Here is a 13,070-nt window from a genome sequence, read left to right on the forward strand (position 1 = left end):
ACTACCGTTTTTAGAATTTGTGCTGGAATCCGTTGAAGATCATTTCTAATGCCACCAATGTAATGGCGACGGCGAAAATAATGCGTAAAGTCTTCGGATTCATCCGTTTTAAGAGCTTGGATCCTGTAATGGCGCCGCATAATACGCCTAGGATAACTGGAAAAGCAATACCTGGATCCATATAGCCTCTTTGTAAATAGACCACTGCAGAAGCCGCTGCGGTGACACCGATCATAAAGTTGCTCGTTGTGGTACTGACTTTAAATGGGATTTTCATCATGCTGTCCATTGCTAGTACTTTAAGGGAACCGGAACCAATGCCCAATAATCCAGAAAGTATTCCTGCAATCCCCATCAAAGAGAATCCTCCGGCTATGTTGGTAAGTTTGTAAGGAATTAATTTGCCGTCAGCGGGATAGGTACTGTTCAGTTTCAATTTTTCCGCCAGGACCGAACCGCCGGAAAGTGCGTGTTCGTTTTTTTTACGTACCGTCATTGCCGCAGAGAAGATAAGTACAACACCAAAGATGATTGCAATGGTATTCGTAGGCATGTAAATGGCAATAACAGCGCCGATCACTGCTCCAATGGTGGTTGCAATTTCAAGAAACATCCCGAGCCGGATGTTGGTGATGCCTTCCTTGACGTAAGCTGTTGCTGCACCGGATGAAGTCGCTATGGAAGCCAGCAAGGCGGCTCCAATGGCATAACGGATGTCGACATGAAACAGAAGAGTCAATAAAGGGATGACAACGACCCCTCCGCCTAAGCCTGTCAGGGATCCTAAGAGTCCTGCTACAAAAGCACCCAGGAGAAGGATGATTGTAAAGGTGAGAATAGTCATAAATATTTGTTTGTTTGTGTGATCCAAAAAGCAGCAGCTGCTTTTTGGAAGGTAATTTGTTGTAAACTTAAGGGCTTTTTATTGTTTTTGAAATTTTTAAGCCGGAATAGATACAAATGTTACATCAAAAGTATCATCAAAAAAATGATACTGCCCTGCCGCTTCCCAGCGTGGGGCAGTACCGATGACCTTTTAATGGTCGAAGTATATAGTATATAACATATGGACAACATTATTCAGCGATTGTTTGTTGTACCTTTTCTTTTCTGTTGAAGATATCATAGATGATTGGAAATACCAACAACGTCAATATCGTCGCTGAGATTAGTCCGCCAATGATGACGATCGCCAAAGGTTTTTGTGATTCCGAACCTATACCTGTCGATAATGCAGCTGGCAATAGTCCGATGGAAGCCATTAGAGCTGTCATGACTACAGGTCTTGTTCGCGATTTTACACCTTTATAAATTGATTGGTCATTGGGTAGGCCTTCCTTCTTGTTCTGATGGAATTCCGAGATCAGGATAACTCCATTCTGGATACATATCCCGAATAATGCAATCATACCTACTCCAGCCGAAATTCCAAAATTCATACCCGTAACGTGTAATGCAATAATTCCACCGATAAGCGCAAAAGGAACATTGGCCAATACGAGCAGCGAATCTTTGATATTCCCGAATAGAATAAACAATAGGAAGAAGATGACGATCAAACTGATTGGTACCACCTGTGCTAAACGGTGGGTAGCACGTTGTTGATTTTCAAATTGTCCAGTCCAGCCAATGGAATATCCTTCGGGAAGTTTTATTTTACTTACTTTTTGTTGTGCTTCAGCAATGGTGCTTCCTAAGTCACGGTCGCGGATGGAAAATTTGATGCCAATATAGCGTTTGATGTTGTCGCGATAGATAAAAGCAGCACCATTATCTTTTTCAATGGTCGCGATACTTTTCAAAGGAATTAATGTGCCATCACCACAAGGGACCATCAGCTGTGCAATATCTTTTTCTGTTTTCCGATATTCGGGTGCATAGCGTAGGCGAATGTTGAATTTGCGTTCACCATCGTACAAAATGGAAGCGGTCTTTCCGCCGAAGGCCATTTCGAGTACCGCCTGTGCATCTGCCGGTAGAACGTTGAAAGCTGCCATACGGGTCCGATCCAATACCACACTCACTTCGGGCTGACCAATATTGAGAATAATACCAGGTTCTTTAATGCCTTGAATACCTTTGACCTGTGCATAAACTTCTTTCGCCAGGCGGTCTAAGGTAGCGAGGTTATCGCCAAAGATCTTAATGCCGTTTTCGGCTTTGAAACCAGCAACTGCTTCGGCAACATTATCCGAAATAGGTTGTGAATAGTTATAGGTGATACCCTGAAATTGTTTGAGTTTATGGTCCATCTCTTCGATCAACTGATCCATGGTGATTTTACGTGTCCATTCCTCTTTAGGTTTTAGGGCCACAGCAAACTGAACAAAGCCAAAGCCATTGGGGTCGGTACCATCGTTGCTCCGTCCAGTTTGCGACAGTACGCCGGTGACTTCAGGAAAGGTTTCCAAAGTACTCTTTAACAGTTTGGTTGTTTTAACCGATTCACGTAAAGAAGTGCTCATAGGCATCTCGGCAGTAACCCAAAGAGATCCTTCATTTAATGTAGGTAAAAATTCTGTTCCTAAAAATTTTGCAGAAAATAAGACTGCAGCTAGTAAAGTAATTGCAACGATCATACTCAGACGCTTGTTTCGGAATGTGAATCCAAAACCCTTGGCAACAATTCTATTCCAGAATTCAACAAATGGATTGTGTCTTTCTTTCACATTTTTATTGAGCAGAATATGCGATAAAGCCGGAACGAGTGTCAAGGTAAACAGTAATGCTCCCAGTAAAGCAAAACCCAGGGTAAAGGCCAGTGGCGAAAACATTTTTCCTTCTACTTTTTGGAAGGAGAATATGGGGATCAATGAGGTGATGATAATTAGCTTGGAGAAAAAGATTGCTTTTCCCAAGCCTGTTCCTGTCTGTTTGATCCAACCAGCTTTGGCCATTTTGTTGAATTTCTCCATGCCCAGCTTATGGGCCTGGTGATCCAACATGACAAATATCCCTTCAACCATGACGACGGCACCGTCGATGATAATACCAAAGTCTACTGCGCCCAAAGAAAGCAAGTTGGCACTCATGCCTGCTAGTTTAAGACATAGAAAGGCAAAAAGTAATGCGAGGGGTATAATAATGGAAACGATGACCGTAGTGCGCCAATCTGCCATAAAGAGCAATACCATCAAGGTGACGAGTACAATACCCTCAATCAAGTTATGCATAACGGTATGGGTCGTGAAATCCATGAGATTGTCACGGTCATAGAAGGTTTGCATTTTGACATCTTTGGGAAGGATTTTGTTGTTGAGCTCGTCTATTTTCGCTTTTACAGCAGTTAAAACCTCTCTTGGATTTTCGCCTTTCCGCATTACGATGGTTCCCGCTACCACATCATCATTCTTACCAAAACCGGCTTGGCCCACGCGGGGCATCGCGCTTTCTCTTACTTCGGCTACATTTTTAACAAAGACGGGATTCCCTTTTTGGTTGATTACAGTGATGTTTTCGATATCATTGATTGAGTTGACCAAACCAATACCGCGTACGACATAAGACTGGCCACTTTTTTCGATGACATCTCCGCCGACATTCAGGTTACTTTTGCTGACAGCATCAAATACCTGCAAAGGAGTCAGATTAAATTTATCAAGTTTTATCGGGTCGGTACTGATTTCGTAAACCAAATCCTGTCCACCAAAAACGTTGATATCTGCTACACCTGGGACACCACGCAAAGCGCGGTCAATGACCCAGGTCTGCAAAGTAAGGAGGTCGCGTGAATTGCGTTGATCGCTATGTAATGTATAACGGAATATCTCTCCTGTAGGGCCATAAGGGGGCTGTACTTCTGGGTCGACATTGTCTGGTAGGCTTACAGACCGCATGAGGTTGTTGACCTGGTTGCGTGCAAAAGTATCGTCCACACCATCATCAAAAATGATTTTAACAATGGAGAGGCCAAACATGGTGGTGCTCCGTATGCTTGTTCTCTTTTGGACCGGACTCATGCCTAGTTCGATTGGTGTCGTTACAAAACGTTCGACTTCCTCCGCACTCCTTCCATTCCATTGGGTAATGATGGTTATTTGTGTATTGGTCACATCAGGAAATGCCTCTATGGGCATGCTTTTAAAGCTAATGAAACCAGCAATAGCCAAAATACCGACCCAAATAAAGGTAAATGCTTTATTTTTAATGGAAAAGGCAATGATATTTTTAATGAATTTGTTCATTCGTGTAAATGCTAAGACGGATTAATTATTCAGTGCTCTATAGATCAAAAGTTTATTGTTGACAACAACTTTTTCACCTTCCTGTAGCCCCGTAGCCATGTAGGTTGTTCCTTCATTTTGTTTGATCGGTAGTATTTCGCGAATCTTAATATCATTTTGGGATTTATAGATTAATACGAAATATTTGTTTTGATCGAAAATGACCGCATCAGAAGGAACTGCGAGCGCTTCCGTATTGGAGCGATGTAATACTTTAATGGTCGCTTTACTATCAGGAATAAGTAAACCATCCTTATTGTCTAGCACTACCCGTGCCTGCATTGAATTCGTCTGCGGATCGATGATCTTAAAGATTTTATCGATACTACCCTGGAATTTTTTGTCCGGGTAGCTCAGGGTAGACACAATAGCCGGCATGCCCATACTAATCTTGTCGATATCTGTTTCGTTGACGTTAAGAATTGCCCATACATCTTTTGTATTGGCCACATCAAAGATATTATCGCTGCGGTCACTACGCAACTGCATGTCCTTATTGATGTTCTTTTGGACGATGTAACCATCGATTGGAGATACGACCGAATAAATATTACCTGTACGGACATTGTAGATCTGACTGACGGCCTCTGAACGGCGTAGTTGCTCTTTGGCTTTGGTTAACTGTCCCTTTGCTTCCAGCATGTCTTTATCTGTACTTAATTTACCATTATACATGTCTTCGGCTACACGGTAGTTTTTCTCGGCGAGTAACACATCGGTTTTGGCATCTGAAAGATCCTTTTGTATACCGGCGACTTCCGTACTTCTGATTGTTGCCAATACCTGACCTTTATGGACATAATCACCCAAAGAAACATTAACGGAGATAACATTCCCTCCAACGAGCGGGAAAATATCGATGTAATTGTTTTGATCGGCCGATATCTTTCCAAAGAAGTTGAGTTCTTCGGTCACATTTTCTTTTTTTACCGTAGCAAAACTTGTCGATTTAAGCATCGTCTCACTAATTTCGAAACCTTTGACAATGGCTGCATTATCTGTTTCTTTATGATTTTGGCAAGAGTAAAGTAGCACTATTGCCACAGTGGCTATAAGAAGTTTTTTAGTTGACATGAGTTGAATTGAATATAGAAGTTTGAGCCAGGTAGTTTAATTGTTCGGCGTTGAGAATAATTTCCTTTTTCATATCGTATAGTTTAAGAATAGATATCCGATAGCTGTCCATAAAATCAGTGAATTCAACTAAAGAAATATTCCCTTTTCTAAAATTGTTGAATATGCCATCATAGACCACAGCGATGTTATGAAGGTCGTCTGGTGTAATGGTAAAATATTGGTTATATTGATTTTCCCAGGACTGATAGTTGGAACGGATCTGTGACTCCAGCAGCTGCCGTTGGACTTCAATATTTTTCTTTGCTTCTTCTTCGGCGTATTTCGCTTTGATAACATTTCCTTTATTTTGTTTCCACAACGGGATCGGAATGGCGGCTGTGACATTGACCTCATTGCGGAATACACCCCCATTCTGGCTGTAGGAAAGGCCAAAGTTAATATCAGGTGTGTTTAGGGATTGTTGCCATTTTGTAAATAACTGTGAGCTTTCCGAGGTCTTTAAGGCAAATTGATAATCGGCATTGTTTTCCAAGGCCAATTGGTAGATTTTGTCCAAAGGCATGGTTGGCTTTACGGCAAGTTCCTGATCTGCTTCTTGATCCGTTAACTTCGGTAATACATCTTCCTGACTGGAAATAAGCACACGTAATTGCTGCTGTAGATTGATGCTATTATTGATCGCTGTCGTTTTTTCGTTGTTGAGATCGATGGCCATTGTTTGAAGACGAACCTGATCTTTCAAAGAAACGTTCCCTTTTTTTCCTTGCTCTTTATACGCTGCAAGCAGATTATTTAGGTAATCCAACTGAATTTTAATATCCGCCAACTTATGTTGCTCAAAGTAAAGGGAGTAAAAGGTTGTACGCAGCTGCGCACGAAGACTTGCCAGCAATTGACTGAACTGCAACTTAGCAAGTTCAACATTTGATTTAGCAAATTCCACTTCATTCTTCTTTTTTCCACCGAGATAAATCAATTGGGATACACTTGCTTCCTTGGATTGACCAATATGAAATGCTTTTTTGTTCTGTGGGTCGTAGGCATTGGCAGACAGCTGCAACTGTGGTAGATCCCATATTTTGGCCTGTATGACGTCAGCCTCTGCCTGGCTGATGTCATATTGTTGCGCCAGGAGGGAAAGGTTCTTGCTGACGAATGCTTCTTCGCATTCCTGCAGTGTCATCTGTTTTCCCGAGATCTCACTTTGCTTATTCCCACGTGTACTTTCATGAATACTCGTGTAATCTGCCTGTGGCGGTTTTTGTTGAGCAAAAGCCATACTATTGAAAAGCAATAAAAATATTAAAGGTTTCTTTGTCATGTTTATCAAAACTTGTGTAACAAAATAACTGGTCGAATATTAAAAGCCCCTTAATAAATGCTTAAAAAAAGCTTAAAATTAGCATGTTTTTCAGGTAGATAAGAAGCCTAATGTGTCGGTTAATAAATGTATCTACTTGTTTATTAATGGCTTCCGGTTAATTTGGAGCGATTTTTGCAACTAACCTTTCTGGTTGAGAAACAATTTAAATAGTAATACAAAAGTATGCGTAGATTGTTTTAGATCTGCCTGATATGCTATCGTTGCTTGATGGGATTGCATGATACGCTGAACGATACGTAGCCCTAAGCCTGATCCTGTTGTTTCACTTGCATTTTCACCGCGGCTGAATGCATCGAAAATTCGCTTTTGGTCGATTGTGCTCAAGGCTGGGCCAGTATTGCTGACAAGTACCTTGAGTTCGAAGGTTGATTCTAGAATCATCACTTTTACCTCCCTATTATCGGAGTAGAGCGCAGCATTTTTAAATAAATTCACAAAAGCAATTTCAATCAATTGTGCGGAACAGAAAATACTAAGTTTTGGATCTTCGATCCCACCAATTGAAAAATCCAGTTGCAGGTCGGGGAATACCTTGGCTACTTTTTCATAGGCCATAAAGATAATTTCATCGATCCGCTCTTCCTTATAGGTCGTTTTCAAACGCTCAGAGTCGAACTTTGAAAGTAACATCAGCGAATCGGTTACCTCCGAAAGATGTAAGGTTTCCTTGGATATGTTACGTAAAACCTGCTTTACGTCTTCACTCAGCTGATTTTGATGATAAAGGTTCTCCAGCTGAAAGGACATTCGGGCAAGCGGTGTTCGCAGCTCGTGGGAGGCGCTGGAATTAAATTCTTTCTGCGATTCGAAAGCAGCCGAAAGTCGCAGCAGCATGGTATTAAATGCTCGGGTTAGTATAGCAATCTCATCGGTATGACCGGTATACTCGACAGGTTTGGTAAGTTTACTGGCATTAATCTGCGTAATATTATCTTTTAATTTATCGAGTGGGATCAATAGGCGCTGGATGAGGTTATAACTAAATATCCAGACCAGAACAGCGCTCAGGACAAATAATATTGTTAGGACGAGCGCAAGATGGTCCATTTTTTCATTTCCGGAGTAATCCTGTGCTTTTACGATAATATAATAAGGTAAACCGTTGATGCGATAATATTTGGCCAGTGTTTCGTATTGGTCCTGATAGTAGAAGATCTGTTTTTCCTGAGTTAGCCGATTGACAATCGAGGCATTCCAGGTAATGGTCTGATCCTTTACGGTACTGAAGACGAGCTGTTTGTTTTTGTCAAGGATGATAACATCTTCATAGAAAAGGCCATCTTCGTCATCGTGAAAATAGTTTTTGTAAGATTGGCGGTTGAAATAGGGGTTACTGGCAATATAATGGGAAATATTGTCCAATTTATCAATCAGTCGCTGGCGAAATTGATCTTTCCGAAAATCGAAACTAGCATAGTAGATAATCAACATCGCTATACCGAAAAGGACGGAGAATGCAATGCTAAAGCTAATCGCTATTTTCTTCTTTAAATTCATTTTTCTGCCGATAGGTAATAACCAAAGCCAGGTCTTGTATGGATCAGTTTATTCTCAAAGTTTTTATCAATCTTCTTACGCAAAAAGTTGATATAAACTTCAATTGTATTCTGTGTTGTCTGAAATTGATTTTGCCATACTTCCTCCGAAATATGCTGTTTGGACAAGGTACGACCCTTTGCCTGAGCTAAGATAAGCAGCAGTTGAAATTCTTTTTGAGTAAGATTAATTTCTTCATTTGCACGTAATACCCGGGCCTCATCAGGATAAATGATCAGATCATCGACTACCAATGTTTTTGTTTCATTGTTTTCGCTATGTTGTTGCCGACGCAATAGGGAATAGATGCGCATCAGCAATTCATCTAAGACGAAAGGTTTAACCAAATAGTCATCAGCAGCCCTGAGAAATGCCTCCTTTTTATCATCTATATCATCGTATGCCGAGAGAATAATAATTGGTGTCAATGCGTCATGGCTTCTTATCTTTTTACAGATTTCCAATCCATTGATTTTGGGGACGTTGATATCCAATAGATAAAAACCATATTTCTTTTGGTGTGTTTTGGCCAAAAAATCGATTCCATCAAAGGCTTGATCACAGGTAAAGCCCTGGCTTAATAGAAAAGATCGGATCTCTTTAGAGAGTACCTTGTCGTCTTCGAGCAGCAAAATGTCCACCATATTTATATCTGTTGTCTTTTCGTAAAAATAAACAAATTTTTGTCATCCAATCAAGGAGATGTTTTCTTCGTGCTTAATTTGGTAACATAAGATTTACACGAAGAAATGTGAAACAAAAAGAAATCTAAGTAGATTCAAATCGAAATTATAAATAAGTGTTATGGAAACCAGAAGAGAATTCCTACGAAAGACCCTACTATTTTCAGGAGCAGCAGGTATTGCCAGCTTCATGCCCGCATCGATCCAGAAAGCCTTTGCCATAGACCCTGCCCCAGGAAGTAGCTTTTTAGATGCCGAACATATCGTCATCCTGATGCAGGAGAACCGATCTTTTGATCATACGCTAGGTAGTCTTTCGGGAGTTCGGGGTTTCAATGATCCACGTTCGATACGTTTACCGAACGGTTTACCCGTATGGTATCAAACGGATAAAGAGGGAAAAACTTATGCTCCTTTTCGATTAAATCTGAAGGAAAGTAAAGTGACCTGGATGGGTTCTCTTCCACATAGTCGTGCAAGCCAGGTGGATGCCTTTAACCAAGGTCGTTACGATCATTGGCTGTTATCGAAGCAATCAGGTAATAAACAATATGCGGCGATGCCCTTAACATTGGGGTATTTTACACGCGAAGATTTGCCTTTTCATTATGCCTTAGCGGATGCTTTTACAGTATGTGATCAGAATTTTTGCTCGGGAATGACCAGCACTACGCCTAACCGTTCCTTTTTCTGGACGGGTAAGATTACAGAGATGAAAGATGGTCTGCAAAAAGCGAATATTCGGAATGATGACTTTGGCTATGGTAAAATGACTTGGGAAACTTTTCCGGAATTGCTTGAAAAGAACGGCATTAACTGGCGTTTTTATCAAAATGAGACAAGCTGTGGCGGAGGGTTTTCCGGACAGGAAAGAGCATGGCTATCCAATTTTGGGTGTAATCTACTGGAGTTTTTTCAAGCTTATCAAGTTAAATTTAAGGAGAACTATATCAGAAGCCTGGAAACGCAGGTTCGGGATTTGCCCGTGCAGATTTCCAAGTTGGAAGAGAAGTCTCCTTCTTCCGAGGAACAAGCCGAAAAGATACGCGCTGATATTCGCAAAAAGAGTGAGGCTCTTGAGCGAGCTGAGGCGGAACTAAAGGAATTCAATGCAAACAATTATAAAAAGCTAAGTGATTTTACGAAATCATTAAATGAGCGGGCGTTTACGGTAAACAAGGGGGACAACAATTACAGGTCGCTTGATACGTTACGTTTTAAGGCACAGGGGAAAAAAAGTACATTGGAGGTCCCTAAAGGAGATATTCTTTATCAATTTCGGAAAGACGTTGATACTGGTAAATTGCCTGCAGTATCCTGGTTGGCCGGTCCACAGAATTTCTCGGACCACCCGAGTGCGCCCTGGTATGGAGCTTGGTATGTATCTGAAGTTTTAGATATCTTAACGAAGAACCCAGAGGTTTGGAGAAAAACAATTTTTATCATTACCTATGATGAAAACGATGGTTACTATGATCATGTGAAACCTTTCCTTGTACCTGATTTAAAGAAGAAAGATACAGGAGCATGTTCTCCAGGGATCGATACGGAGGTGGAAATGGTTCGTTTAGAAAATGAGCTAAAACAGGGAATTCCTAAAAAGCAGGCACGTGAAGGGGCTGTGGGCCTAGGTTTTCGTGTTCCCATGTATATTGCGTCGCCTTGGTCACGAGGTGGTAAGGTCTGCTCTCAGGTATTTGATCATACATCTACTTTGCAATTTTTGGAATCTTTCTTTAATAAAAAGCTGAACAAGAATATACATTTGGAAAACATCAGTGCATGGCGTAGAACAATCTGTGGTGATTTGACAACCGCCTTTACGCCTTTTACTCAGCAAAAGGAACAACTCCCTTTTCTTGATCGGAATCAATATATCGAAACGATATACAATGCGCAGTTCAAAGATGATCCGCGAGGCTTTGTTGAGGTCAAAGATCCTGATCTCGCGACTAAAAACGGATGGATTCCGGGATTTGACCGAATACAGGAGCGGGGGATTCGTAGATCTTTGCAATTGCCTTATGCGCATGATGCGGTGGGCTATGTGAAAGACGGAGTATTTCATCTAACGATGACTGTAGACAGCAAGTTTTTCGGAGAAAGGACGGCAGGTACAGCCTTCAATGTTTATAGTCCGTTGGAATATCGTGATGAACAGGGGCAAAGTGAAACCTACCGTAATTGGAATTTTGCGGTGAAGGTCGGTGATCGTTTGGCATATCAGTGGGACCTGGCACGATTTGAAGGAGATCGCTATGCTTTTGAATTACATGGTCCAAATGGTTTTTATCGAAAATTTTCTGGACAAAAAGGAGCAGCAGCACTAGAGGCTACCGTTTCTCCGGAACTGAAAGCGCTAACTCAGGCAGCGACAGGGAAATTACAGTTGAGACTCAGGAACAAGAGTGACCAGCGGGTAACGGTAGTTGTCGAAAGCCTTAGCTATGGAAAATATGCCACAACGAAAGAAATAGCTCCCGCCGAAGAAGTTCCATTGATCCTGGATGTTGAAAGTCAAGGAAATTGGTATGATATTGCTGTACGAATCAAGGGAGACAGCAGTTTCGTCATTCAGCTCGCAGGGCGATTGGAAACAGGTGTTGAGTGTACAACTGATCCATTATTAGCATAATCTGTACTGTTTCAGCAGGGATGGCGGTCAATTCTTATTGAATGGGTTCCCTGCTGTTGCTATATATCTATCAATAGTATCCGCTTGACCTTATTTACACGCGAACAAATAAGGTCTCCGGATAGTTTGTTTCTATATAACGACGAAGATACAACTCCGTATCAGTACTTATGGTGCGGTCTTTATGAACAGGAAATGTATTGTAAACCAAGGTATGTAGATTGATCTTGCGCTTGGTGATCGCTTCCAGACTTAGTAAGGTATGATTGATACTCCCTAATTTTCCAGAGGTGACAAAAATAAGCGGATACTGCATTTCTTGGATGTAATCGATAATCAGATAATCTTCTCTTAATGGAACCATCAACCCACCTGCACCTTCAATAAGAACAGCATCGTAGCGTTGGCTTAATGTTAAGCTAGCCTGTCTGATCTTTTTAAAGTCAATTTCACGATTATCCAGGCGCGCTGCTAGATGAGGGGAGGCGGGGTAGGTGAAAATCTCCGGCATCGTAATTTTCTGATGATCTTCTGCCGTTAATGGGATTTCCATGAGTTGGCGATGCAGCACGATGTCTTCAGAAATAGTTGTATTTCCAGTTTGTACAAGCTTTTGGGTAATGGTGCGTATACCGCTTGTATTCCATTGTTTCGCGAGGAGGCCAGTCGCATAACTTTTTCCGATCCCGGTATCTATGCCGGAAACAAAATAGATATTTTCATTCATTGCTGTGTTTCTTTTGTAGGTTGTTCGATTGTTTGTAATTGGAGTGCTCAGCTATTATTTTTTTGCAATAATATAGATGGGATGGTAGGTTAGGGATACGCCCTCTTCTGTCCCATAGCGAGATGTATATTTATCACAGAAAGCCCGAAGTTTGCCTTTTGTCCACCGGTGATTTTTTATTCCCGTTACCCCCGTTTGTTTCAGGTGAACAAGAACTTGTAGTGGGCTTTCAAAGTGCAGTTTCAAATGTTCTTCTTGTGCAACGAGGATCTTATAATTCAACGCTAAAAGTTCTGCGATAAGTTCCGATTTAGATCGATATGTTAGTCCAACATGTGCCGTTGCATTGATCTCGTGCATATTGTCATGTCCAAAAGTGCTGAAGGCAAGGATACCGGAATCCGGAAGGGATCCATAGCAGCTTTCAAAGAAAGCGTGAGGATTGTTGAACCACTGAATCGTAGAACAGGACGCGATTAGATTGATGTCTTTGGGAAAAGCATAAGTTTCTGCATCAGCACAGATGAACGTGTGCGACGATGTCAAAATATCCATTACTTCGGGCATCATTTCTGGACAGATATCATTTAAAACCATTTTTTTTGGTTTGATATGCTGTAGGATTAACCGCGAAAAAAGTCCTGTTCCGCAGCCAATTTCCAATACTTTTTGTGGTCTTAGCTGTATGTTCTCCTGCATCAACCTGATCATTTTTTTTGCTATTTCATATTGGGCGATCGCTGCCGACTGATAGTTAGATGCCGCTTTAGCGAAACGGGATCTAATCCTTTGTTTGTCCATCATG

General features: G+C 41.4%; 9 protein-coding genes. 1 reads left to right on the top strand and 8 read right to left on the bottom strand.

The genetic code is table 11. The features are described from left to right. Positions 1-10: 10 nt before the first annotated feature. The 6 genes from M2419_RS20545 to M2419_RS20570 form a co-directional block, all read right to left on the bottom strand. Positions 11-844, bottom strand: a complete 834-nt coding sequence (locus tag M2419_RS20545) for a sulfite exporter TauE/SafE family protein (RefSeq protein WP_075994080.1) — start codon at positions 842-844, stop codon at positions 11-13. Between the two features lie 232 nt (positions 845-1,076). Then, the gene (locus tag M2419_RS20550; protein WP_153846819.1) at positions 1,077-4,184 is read right to left on the bottom strand and encodes an efflux RND transporter permease subunit; all 3,108 of its coding nucleotides are present in this window, start codon (positions 4,182-4,184) and stop codon (positions 1,077-1,079) included. 21 nt (positions 4,185-4,205) lie between these two features. After that, complete coding sequence (locus tag M2419_RS20555; protein ID WP_153846820.1) at positions 4,206-5,297, bottom strand: efflux RND transporter periplasmic adaptor subunit; 1,092 nt, start codon at positions 5,295-5,297, stop codon at positions 4,206-4,208. After that, positions 5,287-6,621, bottom strand: a complete 1,335-nt coding sequence (locus tag M2419_RS20560) for a TolC family protein (protein ID WP_200845673.1) — start codon at positions 6,619-6,621, stop codon at positions 5,287-5,289. Before M2419_RS20560 ends, M2419_RS20555 begins: the two co-directional genes overlap by 11 nt. A gap of 180 nt (positions 6,622-6,801) precedes the next feature. Next, positions 6,802-8,181 (bottom strand): HAMP domain-containing sensor histidine kinase, encoded by a 1,380-nt coding sequence (locus M2419_RS20565; RefSeq protein ID WP_153846821.1) that lies wholly within the window; start codon positions 8,179-8,181, stop codon positions 6,802-6,804. Next, positions 8,178-8,864, bottom strand: coding sequence for a response regulator transcription factor (locus tag M2419_RS20570; RefSeq protein ID WP_200845674.1), 687 nt, complete (start codon positions 8,862-8,864; stop codon positions 8,178-8,180). Before M2419_RS20570 ends, M2419_RS20565 begins: the two co-directional genes overlap by 4 nt. Before the next feature lie 160 nt (positions 8,865-9,024). On the opposite strand from M2419_RS20570, the gene M2419_RS20575 reads away from it, so the two are divergent. After that, positions 9,025-11,538 carry a phosphocholine-specific phospholipase C gene (locus M2419_RS20575; RefSeq protein WP_153846822.1) on the top strand — a complete coding sequence of 838 codons (2,514 nt, stop codon included), beginning with the start codon at positions 9,025-9,027 and terminating at the stop codon, positions 11,536-11,538. Positions 11,539-11,632: 94 nt separating this feature from the next. Here the strand turns inward: M2419_RS20575 and bioD are convergent, their stop codons facing one another. Further along, a complete protein-coding gene (gene bioD, locus M2419_RS20580) occupies positions 11,633-12,265 on the bottom strand; it encodes a dethiobiotin synthase (RefSeq protein ID WP_153846823.1) in 633 nt (210 codons plus the stop codon). 54 nt (positions 12,266-12,319) lie between these two features. Beyond that, positions 12,320-13,069 (bottom strand): malonyl-ACP O-methyltransferase BioC, encoded by a 750-nt coding sequence (gene bioC / locus M2419_RS20585; RefSeq protein ID WP_200845675.1) that lies wholly within the window; start codon positions 13,067-13,069, stop codon positions 12,320-12,322. Position 13,070: the final 1 nt, after the last annotated feature.

The organism is Sphingobacterium sp. BIGb0116 (genome assembly GCF_024808035.1).
GTDB classification, from domain to species: Bacteria; Bacteroidota; Bacteroidia; order Sphingobacteriales; family Sphingobacteriaceae; genus Sphingobacterium; species Sphingobacterium paramultivorum.